Raw genomic sequence first — 16,973 nt, 5'->3', positions numbered from 1 at the left:
TTACTGGTATCCTTGTATCGACGACAGGGCACAATGCAACAGGAATTCCCACGATGGTAGATGAAAATAACCTGATCTGGATCGATCTCGAAATGACGGGTCTGAACCCGGATCACGATCGCATTATTGAGATCGCAACGCTGGTGACGGATGCAAACTTGAACGTGTTGGCTGAAGGGCCGGTCATGGCGGTGCACCAGTCAGACAGCCAACTGGCGCTGATGGATGACTGGAATGTGCGTACGCACGGTGCCAGCGGCCTGACGGATCGCGTCAAAGCCAGCACCACGGATGAACGCGCTGCCGAGCTGGAAACGCTGGCGTTTCTACAAAAATGGGTACCGGCGGGTAAATCGCCGATCTGTGGTAACAGCATCGGTCAGGATCGTCGCTTCCTGTTCCGCTATATGCCAGAGCTGGAAGCCTACTTCCACTACCGCTATCTGGATGTCAGCACGCTCAAAGAACTGGCGCGACGCTGGAAGCCAGAAATTCTGACGGGCTTTAAGAAGCAAGGCACGCATCAGGCGATGGATGACATTCGCGAATCACTGGCGGAATTGGCCTATTACCGTGAGAACTTTCTGCGACTGTAGTCGGTGAAGCAAAACGGGTAGGGAGTGATGTGCAGCGAACTGCTGCTATTTACGCCATAACGCCTGTTTTACCAGCGTATTGTTTTTTTTATCAGCAGTCAGACAATTTTTCATTTTGGGGGGCTTGCGGTTAAACGGATTTCTCGTATAATGCGCACCCCATACCGATGAAGAATTTCAATTAAAGAACTTCAACATCGTGTAAAGATTTCCCGGGCGGGAATAGCTCAGTTGGTAGAGCACGACCTTGCCAAGGTCGGGGTCGCGAGTTCGAGTCTCGTTTCCCGCTCCAAGTTTTATCACTGTTTGTCACCATACAAGCAGTGTGCAGTAATCAGACGTAACGCCTGTTAGTGTCTGTCCTATATGCGGGAATAGCTCAGTTGGTAGAGCACGACCTTGCCAAGGTCGGGGTCGCGAGTTCGAGTCTCGTTTCCCGCTCCAATCTTTTAGTCTCTTTCTCTGATTCAGTATCCTTTTTTCTTTTGACGTATAAAGCCCGTTAGACATTTTCTGCTTTTTTCATCGCGTAAGAAACCCATGCTGTACGCTGAGTGATGTCTCTGGGCTGTGCCTTGATCGTTGATATCGTAGATAAATAATTTTATTAAATACTTAGCTTGATTATATTTATTTGTAATTCTTGTTTTTATTTTATTTTTGTGTCGGTTTGATTTTGACGTAATATTGAAATTTGACTATGTTTATAACCAGAATGAATTTATAAAATCACGTCATTTAAAATGATGCTGGTTATTATCGTGCTTTTTCAGTGATTTGTTTTTCTATCCGAACTTATCTGGGAAATACTCTTTAAATCTCATGAAGTATTCCGGTTAGTTATTTAATAATTAACGGGTTGTTAGCATGGTTCATATGGTTTTCCTGTAGATAAAAGAGGATAGAAAAAATGAACGCAATGAATAGCACTATTTTACACGTTGTAGCAACGGCAGCCTTGGTGATGAGTGGGTTTGCTCAGGCTGATGACATGGCAAAAGCACATACCGGAAAAGACCAAGTTGAATTAAAACACATTCATGCTGTCCTGCAAAATGGAACGCCTAGTCCGCAGCACGATGCGATGTGTGAGAAACAGCTGAATATGCCTGAATCAAAATACGTCGGTATGAAAGTGACAACAGAATATAACATTAACACCCAGTCAATGATGATGTCAGCAAAATCCATGTTCCCTTCGCCGCACAGTACGCAACCCATGGAATTAACGGCTGACTTATCCCCTCTCGGTTTATCTGATAGCTACTCGTTTGGTGCATTTAAACCTAGTTCCTTACCAAATGCTTATATTATTTTCTCTGTTGATAAAAAAATGAAAAACCCGGTTAGCACTTTTATGGTTATTAATGAAAGTGAAACTTACAATTGCGTTATTAGCAGTTCAAAGGATGGCCTAAGCAAAGAGGCAATGAAAAGCATTGAAATGAAGAAATAATAATTCTTTATTTTCTACCGTAAATTGCAGGTTGTTGCCTGCAATTTACGTTTATAAAACAGAGTTGTGTGAACTTCACCATAGATTATAACCCATTCAAGCCGAAAGAAAGTTAGCTAGCCGATTAAACGCATTAGGTTCACGTCTGGAAGTCGGTTTTGAGAGCAGTAGATGATAGTCATAAGCATACAGGGTGCTTTTAACTGCATTGGTTGAAACATTGCTAAATAGTGCCGATTCACTAAAATCACTCTCAATAGTGACAATCGAATATTGTCCTTTTGTGCTCCATTGATTAAAGCGAACCACGACGGAATCCCTTAATATCACGGCCCCTTCTTTTTTATCCTCTGAAAAATAAAAGTCAAAAACAGGTTCAGTCATACCATCAGCTAAATAAACGGCCTTATAGCATTTCAAAAGAGAAATAAGGCTCGCTCCCCTTCCTATTGAGAGACCGCTTCCGGCATTCTCATCGAGATAAAAATAGCGTTTCAAAACAATATTCAGCTTTTTATTATGGTAACCAATAACATAGCCCTTCTCATAAAAATGAAAATCAGTCGGATCGCCGACTAACTCGTATCCTTGAGAAACCAGTTCTGTCGGCGAAAAATTCTTAAGCCCAAAAATGTCTGGATGCCGAATGGTCGTTTCTTTTAAGTACCTAATAAAAAGAGTAAAAAAAGAGATTTTCAACATTATTTACCCACCGCGTATTGCGCCCCTGAGCACAATGTTACCTGTTTGTATAAGAATGTGGTGGTATCATCTCTGTTCAGATGGCCAAATTTAGTGTGTTACTCCATTCCGTGTGTTACGACAGGCCAGTGTTACAGGTAAATAATTATTTTGAGTGCAAATCGAATCCAAACCCCATCTCTCCCCGTGTTAAAGCTCCTCGCACTTGCGACAGCCGCGTTTCTGACCTTACTCACTGAGATCATGCCGGCAGGGCTCCTCAGTTCGATCGCGACGGGTCTTGATGTCTCTGAAAGTCTGGCTGGCCAGTTCATCACTGCATTTGCGTTGGGAGCGCTGTTATCTGCGATTCCTGCTACGGCGCTGACGCGAGGCATGCGGCGCAAGCCCTTGCTGCTCATCGCGATTAGTGGATTTGCCGTCGTGAATGCGGTGACCGCCTTTTCAGACAACTACGTTTTATCACTGGCTGCCCGCTTTGTTGCTGGCCTGTTCGGTGGCGTGGTGTGGTCGATGCTTGCCGGGTACGCCTCCCGTATGGTTCCCAGATGGTTACTCGGGCGTGCAATCGCTATTGTCGGTGCGGGCTCGACGGCAGCGCTGGTTCTCGGCGTACCGATTGGCGGCCTTCTCGGTTCAGTCATCGGCTGGCAGGGCGCATTTGGACTTGTGTCGGTTATTGCGGTGCTTCTTGTGGTCTGGATCGCGCTTTTTGCTCCCGATTTCCCGGGTGAATCGGCTGATAATCGGCTATCACTGCCTCAGGTCGCCGCCAAGCGCGGTGTCGGGGCGACGCTTGCGCTGATCCTCACCTACATCGTCACGCACAATATTCTGTATATTTACATCGAGCCTTTCCTCGTGGCTTCTGCCATGGGTGACTGGCTCAACGGTGTGCTGTTTATTTTCGGGGCGGGTGCGGTCTTTGGCCTCGTACTGTCAGGCATTATCGTCGATGGGAATCTCAAGCGTCTCGGTCCTGCTGAGGTGTTCTTATTCGCCGCGGCGACGCTTCTTCTGGGCCTTTGGTCCGATGTACAGGCCATTCTGATTCTGGCAGTCTTTATGTGGGGCATCTCTTTCGGGGGATTCTCCGTCGTCACGCAAACGGCAATGACCCACCTTTCTTCTGACGCCGTGGACGTCGCACAGTCGATGTCTACCACATCGTGGAATACTGCGGTGGCCTCAGGGGGCGTCATTGGAGGATTACTTCTCAGCAGCGCAGGCCCGGGTGCGTTTCCGTGGGTGATGATCGGGCTATTGACGCTATCATTCTTCGTTGTGCTTCTGGGGGTTAACCGTGCGCTGACCGCCGCTAAGCCAGCGCAGTCCGTCTCCGTCAGAAGTGATTCCTTGATGCAGAGTAACCAACATTTATGAAATACCGCCATTTCCTGTTTGACCTTGACGACACGCTGTTGGATTTCAAAGCCTCTGAGCGTCTTTCGTTTGCGCGTACGCTGACGAACCTTGGCGTCGATATTGAAAATACGACCCTGTTCGCAGACTATCAGCGTGAGAATTCTCAGCTATGGAGCGAGTTTGAGAAGGGGAAAATCTCCAAGGATCTCCTGAAAGTAGAACGATTTCGGCGCACGTTTTCCCTTCATGGCATCGATATCGATCCCCACAAAGCGAGCAATCTCTATCTGGAATGCCTACCTGAGACCGTGGTGCTGGTGGATGGCGCGGTTCAGATCTGTGAAGCGCTTGCCGAGATTGGTGAAGTTGGCATTATTACCAACGGTATTGAGCATGTGCAGGCGAAGCGGGTGGCGAACTCGGGTCTGGCGGATTGGCTCTCGTTTGTCGCTACCTCTGAGGCTTGCGGCTTCGCCAAGCCGGATGCACGTTTCTTCGAGTTCTCCGCCAGCAAGTTCAGTTCGTTCAAAAAAGCCGAGGCGATCATCGTGGGCGACAGGCTCGATGCCGATATCCTTGGGGCGAACCTGTACGGCATAGACAGTTGCTGGTTCAATGCAGGTGGCGCCGCCAACGATTCGGACATCGCGCCAACCTACGAAGCCGCTACCCTACAAGCCGTCTTCACGCAGCTCAGCGCCAAGTCTTAAGCCTGTACCACGCAACATCGACGACAATCACCACAATTAATTCGCGGTGGATTGTCGTCGCGCTTATTCGCTAGTCAGCGCGTTTATCCACATTGCTCACTGCGCTTTGGCAACACACATCCTCAGTAGTCACAGACCAGAAATACGCGGTCGAAGCGTAGTGCTGCAAGGTCGGTGCGATGGATGATGAAATTCAGCGTACCGTCATCCCACTGAAATTGTCCGTCCAGACAGACCTGAAACAGCACCAGCCAGTCCTGCGCTTCTCCACCCAATTTCTGTGCTGCCTGCAACTCGGGTAATTCATGCTGGCTGAAGCCACAGCCGTTGATTCGGGCAATGCCCTGATATTCAGGCAACGGGGCATCAGGCGAAAAGTCTGGCGGCAGCATCTCCCTTTCGACCATCCAGGCGAGTTGCTCTTCCGTCGCTTTACTATTAGGTAATAGATTGAATGTCCCCAGTTGCCGTAACTGCCAGGCGTAATATTGCGCAAAGCCAAGACGGGACAGCGCATCGTCGTATACATCATTGTCCAGCTCGGCCTGCTGTTCCAGACTCATGCGCGAGCACAATAGGGCTTCAAGATGAGGATTTTGGCGCAATGCGTAAAAGCTGGGTATGGCGACGCTGGTTCTCGGATGCAGTTGAAAGGCGGGCTTCTGCCCGAGCGTCCTCTCGTCATTGAAGGCCAAGTCGGCAAAGCGTGTGCCGCTGCACAGACGTGCAGCATCCTGCACATAGATGACTTTCCCTCGGGTTGTTACAGGGCTGCTTCCACATTCCAGAAAGAAGAATAGGGTTCCTTCGCGCGGCAGATAGTCCTGTAGCGGTGCCAAAGTGCGGCAGTCTATCTGCGCAATAAATTCCAGCGGTACACGATAGGTCTTTGTGACGTCGTCCCAGGGGAAAATGCACTCGTCTTTTTCGTCTTCACCTTCTTGCCAGCATTCCTCGTATTCGAGCAAGGTGTCTTCTGTGACGCTGACGCAAGGGTAGGGAATATCGACAGGTAAATCTGGCAGACCGCCTAGCCGATGATTGCCCAGCGCTGTCTGGTCGTCCTCTTCGCCATGATAGAAATCGACGCTGCTACGCAAGGTGCCAGCCACGGCATGGACTATAGGGGCGATGGTATCCGCCGAGAGCAGCGCATCCACAAGGTGCCGCCGTAACGGAGAGTACTCCGCCAGCAGCGGGTGCAAGGCTGGATCGATGGGCATAGGGGTAAAGGTTGGCGTCTCGGTTGTCTTTTCCTGCTTTATTTCTACCTTGTTTTCCTGAATGGCGTTGGCCCCCGCTTCTTCTTCCCCTAATGCTTTTCTATGGAGGATCAATGCCATCTCTGGGGTTGTGGTGATAATCCGCAGGCTGCGTAGCGCGGTTTCTAGGGTTTTGAAATGTTCTTGTTGCCGATCCTGCGGGCAGTATCCCCCAGCGAAAAGGCAAACCGTATCCGTTAAGCGGATAAACGCGAATAGGTAGGCGAAGCCGTAAATCCCTTCCGCCGTCATTAACAATGCGCTGTCGTTTTCGAGGATTAACGTTTTTTCCTCAAGCCAGGTGAGTGTGCCATAGCTTTTACCGCAGAAAGCACGATATCGCTCTACCTGCCCCGTTTCTACTTTATGCAGCAGTTCTCCACTCACCGGGTAAATGTTTAGCGCAACGGCGCCATCGTCAGTGGCGTATTGGCCGAGTCCCCCTTGTCCTATCTGCTCAATGGACGTGAAAGTTGAGGGGAAATCTATAGATAAAACATCCGTGTGCATGATTGGCATGACAATCCCTAACGTAGAAAAGCATATCGCCTCTGATGGATTTTTTATGATGCCACATTTGTCTGCCTCAGCAAGAAGGCGATGTGCTGATGGCGAGTCACTCTGCATCACTCGCAATGCATTTTTGTAACGTTTTGCTTTTTTTTGGTGCGCTAACGCAGCCGGATCGGCGTGTTTGCTGGGGTTTTATGGCGCTAATAAACATGGCACGGCCTGTGCTTAGTCTTACATACCATCTTGTGTACAAGATGGGGCGACTCAGGCAATCGACCTGATCGGTTTTTTCAGGCTGGTGGTTATCGGCTGTTGTTAGCTCACCGTTGAAGGGGGAATACAATGAAAAATAACAATGACAAGATCGATCGTAAACGCAGGCAGTTGATGAAGTGGTCAGCGGTTAGCGCAGGCGCGCTGACGCTAAGCAGCTTGCTGCCGGGAATGGCTTTTGCCGCCGAAGGGGAAGAAATCCGCATTGGTTACTGGCCGATTGTGGGCGGCTTGCCTTTATATGTGGGCGTTGAGCGGGGCTTTTTCAAAGAGGCAGGGTTGAATGTGCGAGCGGTGAAGTTCGCCAGCCCGCAACAGATTGTCGAGGGGATGATTACGGGCCGTATACACGGATGCGCCAACGGTACGGCCACTGGCGCATTGGGATTAGGGGCGATTACCTCACCCGGCCTGTTCAAGATCATTTGCTCGAATCCTTCTAATCATCGGATGGTATTGGATGAATTTCTGGTGCCGTTAAACAGCGATGTAAAAAGTATCGCGGAGCTGAAAGGCAAGCGTATCGCCTGTGGGCCGGGTATTCAGAATGTGGTGATGACAAAAATCATTCTGGAGAAAAATGGTTTTACGGCGGACGAGCTGCGCGTGACGGAATTACCCGTCGGGCAACATGTGGCTGCGCTGGCCGCGGGTCAGATTGACGGTGTTTATACTCTGGAACCGACGGGAACCGTCGGCCGGCTGAAAGGGCTATCGCGTACCCTGGAAACCGGTGTGATCTCGCGTTATGTGCTCGATAATCCCGATGCGCCGTGGTTTGGCGGTGCGGCAGCGTTAAATAGCGGTTTTATCGAAAGTCGGGTGGCGGATGCAAAACGCTTCACGCAGGCCTATGCCAAATCGGTGCAGTTTATTCAGCAGAATCCAGAAGCCGCTCGCGATCACATCACGGGTTACACCAGCATTGAGGCCGAACTGAGTAAAGAAGTGCCGCTGCCGGGGTTTGTCATGTACGACGAGCTAAAAGGCGACAATCTGGCGTGGTTCCAGAAGTTTTATGACGTGTTCACTGAAAGAAAAATCTTCCGGCAGCCAGTGGATGTCAGCAGCCTGATTTATCAGCCTTAAGGGAGGTGCTCGATTATGCGCCAGCATTGGACGTCTAAATTATTACCCGCTGTCGGCCCGATTCTGCTGTTTCTCTTTTGGCAATTGGCCGTCAGCGCGAAATGGCTGAACCCTATTTTATTACCCTCGCCCGTTGAGACGCTGGGTTATATGTTCCAGTCTTTCGCGGATGCCAGCATGCGTACCGATATCGGTGCGACGCTATACCGTACGCTGGTGGCGTTTGGTTTTGCTGCACTGATTGGCGTGCCGCTCGGCGTCATTTTAGGTAGCAACGAAAAGATCTACCGCAGTCTGGAGTTCTTGATCGACTTCTTCCGCTCTACGCCGTCATCGGCGCTGATTCCACTATTTTTGCTGATTTTCGGAATAACCGATGCGAATAAGATTGCCATTTCGGCGTTTGCCGCTGTGCTGGTGATTCTGTTCAACAGCGCCTATGGCGTGATGAATGCAAAGAAAACCCGTCTGATGGCGGCGCAGGTCATGGGGATTTCTCGCTGGCATATTTTTAAAGACATCATGCTGCTGGAAAGTCTGGCACAAACCTTTGTCGGCCTGCGCACTGGTGTGTCGATGGCGCTAGTGATCGTGATTGTCGCAGAGATGTTTATTGGTTCGGAAACGGGGTTGGGGCACCGCATCATTGATGCTCAACAGGTGTTCAATATTCGGGATATGTACGCCTCGATTCTGATTACGGGCGCACTGGGATATCTGCTTAACGTCCTGTTTTTAGTGGTAGAGAAACGAATTGTTCACTGGAGTGGCAAAGCATGATGACATCTCATACAGCGCAATTGGAAAAACTGGATACCGCTTTTCCGCCTTATCCGGCACCGAACACCCACGTCACCATTCGCGGCTTGAACAAGTCGTTTGCGGGTCAGCCGCTCTATACCGACCTGAATCTGGATTTACCACGTGGCAAAATCGTGTCTATTTTCGGGCCGAATGGCTGTGGTAAATCGACGTTGATGAACATGATTGCCGGGCTGATTCCCGTCGATAGCGGCGATATCCTGTTTGATGGCAAAACGCTGTCAGAAACCAGAATCGGGTATGTGTTTCAAAACTATCGTGATGCGCTTTTCCCCTGGATGAGCGCCTGGAAGAATATTGCTTATCCGCTGGTGCGCAGCGGCATGCGCAAGCAAGACGTTCAGGCGCGGATGGATGAACTGATCGCGATGTTTGATATTCGCTTCGATCTTCAGCGTTATCCGTATGAGCTTTCAGGTGGACAGCAGCAGACGGTATGTATCATGCGCGCGCTGGCGACGGGGCCGGAGGTGATGTTTTTGGATGAGCCATTCTCCGCGCTGGATTTTGAAATGACGCTGTTCATCCGTGACAAGCTGCAAGAAGTTCAGGTGGCGACTGGCGTGACGATGGTTATCGTGTCACACGATTTAGAAGATGCGGTATTTCTGGCGGACGAAATCCTGCTGCTGACGCGCCGGCCAACGACGGTGTCGGAGATTATTCCGTTCAATTTGGCGCGCCCGCGCGGTGCGGAGGCGATGAGCGATCCTGAATTTATCTGTGTCAAGGCACACACGCTGGAGGTGTTCAAACGCGAAATGGCTGCATAAGGTGCCCATCTGGCGTCTCTATTTCTGGCTCCCAAGCCGTAGCAGGTTTGGTGAGCCAGATTTCTATATTTACTCTTCACCCAACGAGCGCGATACGCGTTCTTTTCTTAATACGCCCTGTATGCCGACAAACAGCACGCCGGTTAGCAGCAAGATGGCGATGAGGCCGTCGTAGCCGTAAAACGTGATGGCGGCACCAGAGAATAGCGGCCCGCTGATACTGCCTGCGGACCACACCAGCCCCAGAAGTGAATTCATCACAATTAGCCGCTGACCGGCAAATTTCTGACCCGCCCGAACCAGAGACAGCGTGTAAAGCCCGCCTGCCGCTGCGCCCAGTACGATACAGACGGGGACCAGAAGTGAAGGGGAGGCGAACGAGAAGGTGATCAAGACCAGCATCACACAGAAAAGGATGCCGCAGCTGATGTGGATTTTGATGATGCCGCATTTATCTGCCAGCCAGCCAATCGGCGTCTGAAATATGGCATCGCCCAGAAATATGAGTGTGACCAGTAAGATCGCGGATTTTTCGTCCAAGCCCTGTTCCATGCCGTAAAGCGGAAAGAGCGAAAGGATACTGGCATCGAAGAAGGAGAAGCAGAGCACGCCAGAGGCGATTGCCGGGAGAAAAGGGACAAGATCTCGATAAGACGATGAAGACGATTCATCTGCCTGAATCATCGTGGCGCAGTTCCTCAGCATGAATCCACACACGACGGATATCGCGCAAATCAGCCATAGCGCATAGGTTTGCATCGGCTCACCAGCGGCAATGAGCAGCGGCCCTATCAGCTGACATCCTGTGAAAACAGCGGCATACAGCCCCGTCAGCGTCGCTTTGTGTTTGTCTGACGCCCGACTGGTGACCCAGGTTTCTCCCAGCACCACCAAAACCCCCGAGGCGAGCCCGGTTAACAGACGAGGGAAAATGAGCGCAACAGGGTGTGACAGCAGGCACGAGGCAACGGTTGATGCCGCCAGAATGATCAGGCTGCCGGATAACAGATAGCTCGCGTGCAGGCGGCGGCTGAGCCACGGCGTAACGAAAGAGGATAGCATCATCCCCGCCGCTGGAAGGGCTGCCAGAATACCGAGCGTTGCCGTGCTGTGCCCGAGCTCGGCCAGCTTCAGGCTGATTAGCGGCAGCGTGTACCCTGTGACCAACCCCACGAGTGAGGCGGCGATAATCATGTTGATTGTCGTGAAATTAGCTTCACGGGAATGTGCTGTCATTGTCTTTCCAGTGCGGGTTTAACAAGCATTTTCAACCCCGGAAAGGCAGGTGGACACTTCCTGCATTAGCCAGGTATGAAATCGTACATACTTTTCATTTTGCTCAAGGGGGATAGGCGATAACAGATAATAAGCAGAACCCTCCCGCGCAAATCCATACGGGGCATGCAGTTGCCCGTTTGCAATCTCGTCCTGCACCATCAGGAAAGACGCCATTGCCATGCCTAATCCCGATACAGCCGCCTGAATACACAGATAAAAGTGTTCATAGTCCGCTCTGGTACTGCCTTTGAGTGACACATGCGTCTGTCGTTGCCAGGTTGCCCACGCTTTTGGTCGCGTACCGGTATAGAGCAAACGCATCCCTTCCAGACTGTTTTTTCGCTCGTTTTTGTCACGGCTTACCGGCCCCATCCATTCATCACACACCTTTACCCCATGCGTTTGTGGGTCCCAGTGAAAATCGTCACGCCGCAGCGCGAGGTCAACGCCGCTACGCACAAAATCAATCGGCCCGCCCGCAGCCACCAGATGCAGTTTGATATCGGGATTCGCCAGATTAAAAGCCGGTAGCCGCGGAATCAGCCATTTCATGGCAATCGTGGGTTCGCATGACAGCGTCAGCACGTCATCCTGCGCACCTTGCTGTAGCCGATAGACCGCACCTTCGAGCTGTTCAAAAACGGACTGCGTGACCGTATGCAAAGAACGGCCCGCTGCGTTTAAAAAGATCGCGCGGTTGCGTCGTTCAAATAGCTCAACCCCCAGCGCATCTTCCAGCAATCTGATCTGCCTGCTGACGGCACCATGTGTGACATGCAGGGACTCGGCGGCTTTAACAAAGCTACCGGTTTGTGCGGCCGCTTCAAAGAAGCGAAAAGAGGCTAACGAGGGAATTTTCATATACACGATGAAATTTGACAGATTTATACCAAGATAAATCGCTTTTTTGCCATATGCAAACGCTGAATAATCACACTGCCTTCAAGTTTAAAAAGCCTAATGGCCTAAATAATGAGGAAATATCGTGGGATTCGCACCTTTTCTAGCCGTATTGCGTCAGTGATTTTTGCATTCCTCCTTTAGCCCGTCTGTTACCCATCTGTGCAAAATCATCGTGAAAGTGATGGCTTGCCGAACAAGGAAAACGTTAATGAATGAGTTAATTGCCGTTGCGACGATCACCATTTTGGCGGTGATCAGCCCGGGGCCTGATTTTGCTATGGTGACTCGCAACAGCTATGCCTTTGGCTCGCGCGCCGGTTTACTCAGCGCGTTTGGCATTGCCTGCGGCGTCCAGATCCACGTGATGTATACCGTTTTTGGCATTGCGGTATTCATTGTGAACTCTCCGATGCTATTTATGGCGATGAAGATTTTGGGCGCGTCCTATCTGATTTATCTGGGATATAAATCATTAACCAATACGACAAAAATAAAATTAGAAGAGGCGTCCGGTCATGCGCCGTCATCGCTTGCTGCGTTTCGCATGGGCTTTCTCACCAATGCGCTTAACCCAAAAACCATGCTGTTTGTCGTCGCCACCTATACCCAGGTCGTACAGCCCGGTAGCCCAATGAGCCATAACTTTGGCTACGGGTTATTCATGTCGGTGGCACACTGGGTCTGGTTCAGTATTGTTGCGCTGTTTTTTGCTGCACCGGCTATGCGCCGCCGACTGATCGATCGTCAACATTGGGTCGACAAAGGTATCGGTGTTGCACTGATTGCGTTAGGCGCGTCTCTGGCGTTCACCAAAATTACTCTCTGATAAGGAGAAATTTACCGGATCAGGCAAGAAAACCATCGGAATGCTATACCTACCTGCTGAGGGATTTAGGAAAATAGTCGGTTTCTTAACATGATCGATTCTCAACATGATCGGTTTCTCAACAGAAAAGGAAATAGCCATGCTTGTACATGCGTATGGGGCCCATGCGGGCGATAAACCTCTTGAACCGTTGCAGATCGTCCGTCGTGCGCCGGGAGCCCACGATGTCCAGATTGAGATTGCGTACTGTGGTATCTGCCACTCTGACTTGCATCAGGTGCGTGCTGAATGGGCAGGAACACAGTTTCCCTGCGTGCCTGGCCATGAAATCGTCGGGCGAGTGTCGGCGGTAGGGGCACATGTCTCCACCTTCAAGGCGGGCGATCTGGTCGGTATTGGCTGCATCGTGGACAGCTGTCGGCACTGTGAAGAGTGCGACGATGGCTTAGAAAACTACTGTGATGGGATGGTCGGCACGTATAACGGCCCGACTGCGGATGAGCCCGGCTGGACGCTTGGTGGCTATTCTCAGCAGATCGTTGTGCATGAACGCTATGTGCTGCGCGTCCGTCATTCCGAGGCGGAGCTGGCTGCGGTCGCTCCTCTGCTGTGCGCGGGAATTACTACCTATTCACCGCTGCGCCACTGGAATGCCGGGCCAGGTAAGAAAGTTGGCGTCGTGGGTATCGGCGGGCTTGGTCACATGGGGATCAAACTGGCGCATGCTATGGGTGCTTATGTTGTGGCGTTCACCACGTCTGAATCTAAGCGTGAAGATGCCAAGGCGCTGGGTGCAAACGAAGTCGTGGTGTCTCGTAACGCGGAAGAAATGGCGGCGCACGCGGGCAGCTTCGATTTAATCCTGAATACCGTGGCTGCGCCGCACGATCTGGATGCGTTTCTGGTTCTGCTGAAGCGCGATGGCGCGCTAACGCTGGTCGGTGCGCCTGCGTCACCGCATCCTTCTCCTAACGTGTTCAACCTGATCATGAAACGCCGCACGGTGGCGGGGTCAATGATCGGTGGTATTCCTGAAACGCAGGAAATGCTGGATTTCTGTGCCGAGCACGGGATTGTTTCCGATATTGAGCTTATCCGCGCCGACGAAATCAATGAAGCCTACGAGCGGATGCTCAAAGGCGATGTGAAATACCGCTTCGTCATTGATAACGCCACGCTGAACGCCTGATTGGCCTATGTCCCACAGCACAATTTCTCCGTGCTGTGGGGCTGTCATGACATGATTTATCACCCCTTCTCTGCATCATGAGAAAAACCAAACCATCGTAATTTCCTGTCACCAACGACGCGTGAATGCAGTACTATTCTTCGGTACTATTCATTGTCACACCTTTACACCAACGCGTTGATTTTCCTTCTCTATTACAGCGATAGTGCTTTCGTGCTACCTTTTTGGCGGTTGGTCAATCTCATCAATACCGTGCTTTGGGGCAACATTTCATCTGCGATAAATAATAAGGAAAAATAGAAAGTGACGGATAGGCATTCAAACGAAACTGGGGTATCACCACAAGACGATTTCCCTATGCGGGACGAGTCGCTTACGGCAATCAACAAATGGTTTGATACGCAGGAGCAAAGGGCTGGGCTTGATGAGATTATATCGCGAACAACATTGCAGGCTGGCATCCATGACGATTTGATACTGGATTATGCTCCGGGGCGTACGTCGATAGCCCCTGAATCAAAAAGTGATGCCGACGGGCTGTCGCCCGGCAGCCGCAAAGGGGCGCTGAGCGTCGCGCAGATACAGGAAAGTATCGTTCCTGTGCTGGCTCAGGCTATCGCGCAGCGTGTTGAGAAACTGGCAGATACGGCGCTGATTGACTACCGGTTTTGCTTCCGAGCCATCTTCCCAGCAACGGAAGGTCGCCTACTGATTACGCTGTTTACATTCACCAATGAGGTGAAAAAACAGCGGCTACTTGAGTCTATTCACGCCTATACCGATCGGCACCTGACGCATGGCAATGCGCCGACGGAGTCGCTGCAAACGTTCTTTCTGGCTCGTCACCTGCTTGATGTACAGCTATTTCCCTCGCAGGATATCCACTGGATCATGGCGCAATTTGAGCAAATTCAGCAGCGAAACGCCGGGCATGCGGAGTTGTCGGAGCATCGGCGCAATATTATCGGTGCATTAAAAACGTGGGTAGAACAGCAATTTCTGTTGCGGTATTGCGATGTGTCCCAGCCTGAGCATTCTTTTGAGCCGGAAATCTATACCCTCAAGCCCGGGATCACACTGGCGTTGCAGGATCCACAAACGCTTCACCCCATAGAGCTCGTCCTCTATGCCGCCATCATGATTCTGCGTGATGAGCCTTCCTACAGTAAGTCTCAGGCGCTGGAATATCTGGATATCGCGAAGCAGTTAGGCTACCCGCGTGCGTTAAGCATCATGGAAGAGGGAAGTGGTGCGTTTGAGAAAGCGCAGATTAACCTGAAGAACGAATCGGTGGAATGCATGGCGAATGATGTGTTCTCGACCATCAACGTTCGTATTCGTCAGGAAAGCGCCGAAGCGTATGAGCAGGCGCTACTTTTTATTACGCGCTTACTGACGCTCGGTTTTCCAAAGAGCTACAAGATCGTCCTGAAATCGTCGGTGCGACAGTATCTTCCCATCAAGGGGCTGGCAAAATCAGATACCCATCGTTTTTTTGCTAACGCGTTGCAGTATGAATCGAACTATCCGCTTCTTGAGGATTATGCGCGTACTGCGATTGAGCAATTTGAGTGGTACGCCGATTCTGAAGGTGAGAAGTGCATCATGCCGGGAAGCTATGCGGTATTTGGGCTGGGTCTGACCGATGCGGGGTATTTCCCTCTCGTAAAAGCGTATATGGAAAGCGTGGATGATGAGCATCAATCGGTACAGGATGCCTTCATTCGGGCGTTTTTCGATAAGCATAGCGTGACGGCGCAGAACGTGGCGACGCTGGTTGCCTGCCTGAGCCATGCAACAGAAAGCCTAAAGCTGAATATGTTGCCTGCGTTAGAGGATGACGCGCTGTTCGAACAACTGGTCGGAGACGTGCAGATGCGGGAACCCGCCGTGATAGAACATATTTTGTATCTCATCTGGGGCAACACCAAAAAGCTCGCTGCACTGGTGAAAAAATCGGAAGCGAAGCGCGGCGCGCTACTGACGTCGCTCATTCAGGCTTCTGCCTAATCCTAAACGTAATGACGACAACGATCGGGGTGAGGCTGAAGGTGCCTCACTCTGCTAAGGAACGTGCTTATGACCGCTATTCTGCTGTTGGACTCGCGGGCCGATGAGATTGGCTCTGTCTTAAATCATGCTGCACCGGAGCTTGAGCTGGTGCTCTCAAACGGTACGGCAGAGCAGGCCGCAAGCTGCCCGATTTGGCTGGGTGAACCTGATACCGCTGCCGCATTGCTGGCTCAGGGAGCCAAACCAAAGTGGCTACAGTCGACCTGGGCAGGGTTTAAACCGTTGCTGGCCAATGAGTTGCCGCGTGATTACCGTTTAAGCCGTGCCGTTGGCGTGTTTGGGCAGCCGATAGCCGAATATGTGATTGCCTACATGCTCAGGCATGAACTGCGTTTGGGGGAACGGCAAACCAGTCAGGAAGAGCGGCGCTGGGATCACCGTTTGCCAGGATCGCTGGCGGATAAGAACGTGCTGATTGTTGGTGCGGGAGAGATCGGCTGCGAGGTTGCAGGCTTTCTACGGCCTTTTGGCGTTGAGCTATACGGTATCGTCAGTACGCCAAGGCAGCGTCCTGATTTTAAACGGATCATGAGCTTAGCGGAGTTACCCGCTGCGGTACCGAAGGCCGATTATGTCATCAACCTTCTACCAGACACTTCAGCAACCACCGATATCTACGATGCTAATTTGTTTGCTGCTATGAAGCCTTCGGCGCTGTTTATCAATGTCGGGCGGGGTAGCGCCGTGGTGGATGATGATTTGCGGGCGGCGCTATGTGATGCGCAGATTGCGGGCGCGGTGCTGGATGTATTCAGGCAAGAGCCGCTACCGTACAGTCATCCATTCTGGAACACACCGAATCTGACGTTGACGGCACACATTGCCGGACCGATGGTGCCGGGGCTGATGGGGCGATTATTTCTGGATAATCTTGCTCGCTTCCATGCCGATGACGCGCTGCGTGGCGAGGTGGATTTTAGTCGCGAGTATTAAATAATTATCGAGTAAATTATCAATGAGCGAATTAATTGTATTTAATAATAATTTTAATTCTCGCATTTAAAATATTTCATTTTAAATATTTTTGTAAGATTTCATTGAGATTATACGGCGTGTCGGTGTAATACTACTTCCGCTTAACGTTCAGTATTTGTTAATTATTAAATAATAAGTCTGCGTTCTATTTGAGAATACTCAAGAATA

At 50.9% G+C, this 16,973-nt stretch carries 15 protein-coding genes and 2 tRNA genes; 13 read left to right on the top strand and 4 right to left on the bottom strand.

What is annotated here, in order from left to right; genetic code table 11:
• Nucleotides 1-53: 53 nt before the first annotated feature.
• The 4 genes from orn (at nt 54) to BJJ97_RS02450 (ending at nt 2,052) form a co-directional block, all read left to right on the top strand.
• Nucleotides 54-596, top strand: a complete 543-nt coding sequence (orn, locus tag BJJ97_RS02465) for an oligoribonuclease (protein ID WP_010283124.1) — start codon at nt 54-56, stop codon at nt 594-596.
• Nucleotides 597-812: 216 nt separating this feature from the next.
• Nucleotides 813-888 (top strand) — tRNA-Gly (locus tag BJJ97_RS02460).
• Between the two features lie 76 nt (nt 889-964).
• A tRNA-Gly gene (locus BJJ97_RS02455) sits at nt 965-1,040 on the top strand.
• A 466-nt stretch (nt 1,041-1,506) separates the two neighbouring features.
• Complete coding sequence (locus tag BJJ97_RS02450; RefSeq protein ID WP_095992977.1) at nt 1,507-2,052, top strand: hypothetical protein; 546 nt, start codon at nt 1,507-1,509, stop codon at nt 2,050-2,052.
• 96 nt (nt 2,053-2,148) lie between these two features.
• Here BJJ97_RS02450 and BJJ97_RS02445 read toward each other — a convergent pair whose 3' ends face one another.
• Nucleotides 2,149-2,754 carry a hypothetical protein gene (locus tag BJJ97_RS02445; protein WP_095992976.1) on the bottom strand — a complete coding sequence of 202 codons (606 nt, stop codon included), beginning with the start codon at nt 2,752-2,754 and terminating at the stop codon, nt 2,149-2,151.
• Nucleotides 2,755-2,997: 243 nt separating this feature from the next.
• Between BJJ97_RS02445 and BJJ97_RS02440 the strand changes: the two genes are divergently transcribed.
• Nucleotides 2,998-4,137, top strand: a complete 1,140-nt coding sequence (locus BJJ97_RS02440; protein WP_264372056.1) for an MFS transporter — start codon at nt 2,998-3,000, stop codon at nt 4,135-4,137.
• A complete protein-coding gene (locus tag BJJ97_RS02435) occupies nt 4,134-4,829 on the top strand; it encodes a YjjG family noncanonical pyrimidine nucleotidase (RefSeq protein WP_095992974.1) in 696 nt (231 codons plus the stop codon). The genes BJJ97_RS02440 and BJJ97_RS02435 overlap by 4 nt, the downstream gene beginning before the upstream one ends.
• A 122-nt stretch (nt 4,830-4,951) precedes the next feature.
• Here BJJ97_RS02435 and BJJ97_RS02430 read toward each other — a convergent pair whose 3' ends face one another.
• The gene (locus tag BJJ97_RS02430) at nt 4,952-6,610 is read right to left on the bottom strand and encodes a DUF1963 domain-containing protein (protein ID WP_095992973.1); all 1,659 of its coding nucleotides are present in this window, start codon (nt 6,608-6,610) and stop codon (nt 4,952-4,954) included.
• A 336-nt stretch (nt 6,611-6,946) separates the two neighbouring features.
• Here BJJ97_RS02430 and BJJ97_RS02425 point away from each other — a divergent pair, with 336 nt between their 5' ends.
• Genes BJJ97_RS02425 through BJJ97_RS02415 form a run of 3 tightly spaced genes read left to right on the top strand, consistent with a single transcriptional unit; the run spans nt 6,947 to nt 9,561 of the window.
• Nucleotides 6,947-7,966, top strand: a complete 1,020-nt coding sequence (locus BJJ97_RS02425; protein WP_095992972.1) for an ABC transporter substrate-binding protein — start codon at nt 6,947-6,949, stop codon at nt 7,964-7,966.
• A gap of 15 nt (nt 7,967-7,981) precedes the next feature.
• Nucleotides 7,982-8,746, top strand: coding sequence for an ABC transporter permease (locus BJJ97_RS02420; RefSeq protein ID WP_095992971.1), 765 nt, complete (start codon nt 7,982-7,984; stop codon nt 8,744-8,746).
• Entirely contained in the window at nt 8,743-9,561 is an 819-nt protein-coding gene (locus BJJ97_RS02415) for an ABC transporter ATP-binding protein (RefSeq protein ID WP_095992970.1), read from the top strand. Before BJJ97_RS02420 ends, BJJ97_RS02415 begins: the two co-directional genes overlap by 4 nt.
• Nucleotides 9,562-9,630: 69 nt before the next feature.
• Here the strand turns inward: BJJ97_RS02415 and BJJ97_RS02410 are convergent, their stop codons facing one another.
• Both BJJ97_RS02410 and BJJ97_RS02405 read right to left on the bottom strand, forming a co-directional pair.
• Nucleotides 9,631-10,797 carry an MFS transporter gene (locus BJJ97_RS02410; protein ID WP_095992969.1) on the bottom strand — a complete coding sequence of 389 codons (1,167 nt, stop codon included), beginning with the start codon at nt 10,795-10,797 and terminating at the stop codon, nt 9,631-9,633.
• An 18-nt stretch (nt 10,798-10,815) separates the two neighbouring features.
• Entirely contained in the window at nt 10,816-11,700 is an 885-nt protein-coding gene (locus BJJ97_RS02405; protein WP_095992968.1) for a LysR substrate-binding domain-containing protein, read from the bottom strand.
• Nucleotides 11,701-11,950: 250 nt separating this feature from the next.
• Between BJJ97_RS02405 and BJJ97_RS02400 the strand changes: the two genes are divergently transcribed.
• From BJJ97_RS02400 to BJJ97_RS02385, 4 genes are all read left to right on the top strand, one after another.
• Nucleotides 11,951-12,568 carry a LysE family translocator gene (locus tag BJJ97_RS02400; protein ID WP_095992967.1) on the top strand — a complete coding sequence of 206 codons (618 nt, stop codon included), beginning with the start codon at nt 11,951-11,953 and terminating at the stop codon, nt 12,566-12,568.
• A gap of 139 nt (nt 12,569-12,707) precedes the next feature.
• A complete protein-coding gene (locus BJJ97_RS02395) occupies nt 12,708-13,757 on the top strand; it encodes an NAD(P)-dependent alcohol dehydrogenase (RefSeq protein ID WP_095992966.1) in 1,050 nt (349 codons plus the stop codon).
• Nucleotides 13,758-14,060: 303 nt separating this feature from the next.
• Nucleotides 14,061-15,767 (top strand): DUF6138 family protein, encoded by a 1,707-nt coding sequence (locus BJJ97_RS02390; protein ID WP_095992965.1) that lies wholly within the window; start codon nt 14,061-14,063, stop codon nt 15,765-15,767.
• A gap of 69 nt (nt 15,768-15,836) precedes the next feature.
• The gene (locus BJJ97_RS02385; RefSeq protein ID WP_095992964.1) at nt 15,837-16,763 is read left to right on the top strand and encodes a D-2-hydroxyacid dehydrogenase; all 927 of its coding nucleotides are present in this window, start codon (nt 15,837-15,839) and stop codon (nt 16,761-16,763) included.
• The last annotated feature ends 210 nt before the right edge of the window (nt 16,764-16,973 follow it).

The sequence above is a fragment of the Pectobacterium polaris genome (assembly GCF_002307355.1).
GTDB classification, from domain to species: Bacteria; Pseudomonadota; Gammaproteobacteria; order Enterobacterales; family Enterobacteriaceae; genus Pectobacterium; species Pectobacterium polare.
The sequence above is the reverse complement of the archived record's forward strand: the minus strand, read 5'-3'. Positions and strand labels throughout refer to the sequence as shown.

Coding starts and splice junctions, on each gene's coding strand:
- orn (WP_010283124.1), top strand. CDS start 54: ATGGTAGATGAAAATAACCTGATCTGGATCGATCTCGAAATGACGGGT.
- BJJ97_RS02450 (WP_095992977.1), top strand. CDS start 1,507: ATGAACGCAATGAATAGCACTATTTTACACGTTGTAGCAACGGCAGCC.
- BJJ97_RS02445 (WP_095992976.1), bottom strand. CDS start 2,754: ATGTTGAAAATCTCTTTTTTTACTCTTTTTATTAGGTACTTAAAAGAA.
- BJJ97_RS02440 (WP_264372056.1), top strand. CDS start 2,998: ATGCCGGCAGGGCTCCTCAGTTCGATCGCGACGGGTCTTGATGTCTCT.
- BJJ97_RS02435 (WP_095992974.1), top strand. CDS start 4,134: ATGAAATACCGCCATTTCCTGTTTGACCTTGACGACACGCTGTTGGAT.
- BJJ97_RS02430 (WP_095992973.1), bottom strand. CDS start 6,610: ATGCCAATCATGCACACGGATGTTTTATCTATAGATTTCCCCTCAACT.
- BJJ97_RS02425 (WP_095992972.1), top strand. CDS start 6,947: ATGAAAAATAACAATGACAAGATCGATCGTAAACGCAGGCAGTTGATG.
- BJJ97_RS02420 (WP_095992971.1), top strand. CDS start 7,982: ATGCGCCAGCATTGGACGTCTAAATTATTACCCGCTGTCGGCCCGATT.
- BJJ97_RS02415 (WP_095992970.1), top strand. CDS start 8,743: ATGATGACATCTCATACAGCGCAATTGGAAAAACTGGATACCGCTTTT.
- BJJ97_RS02410 (WP_095992969.1), bottom strand. CDS start 10,797: ATGACAGCACATTCCCGTGAAGCTAATTTCACGACAATCAACATGATT.
- BJJ97_RS02405 (WP_095992968.1), bottom strand. CDS start 11,700: ATGAAAATTCCCTCGTTAGCCTCTTTTCGCTTCTTTGAAGCGGCCGCA.
- BJJ97_RS02400 (WP_095992967.1), top strand. CDS start 11,951: ATGAATGAGTTAATTGCCGTTGCGACGATCACCATTTTGGCGGTGATC.
- BJJ97_RS02395 (WP_095992966.1), top strand. CDS start 12,708: ATGCTTGTACATGCGTATGGGGCCCATGCGGGCGATAAACCTCTTGAA.
- BJJ97_RS02385 (WP_095992964.1), top strand. CDS start 15,837: ATGACCGCTATTCTGCTGTTGGACTCGCGGGCCGATGAGATTGGCTCT.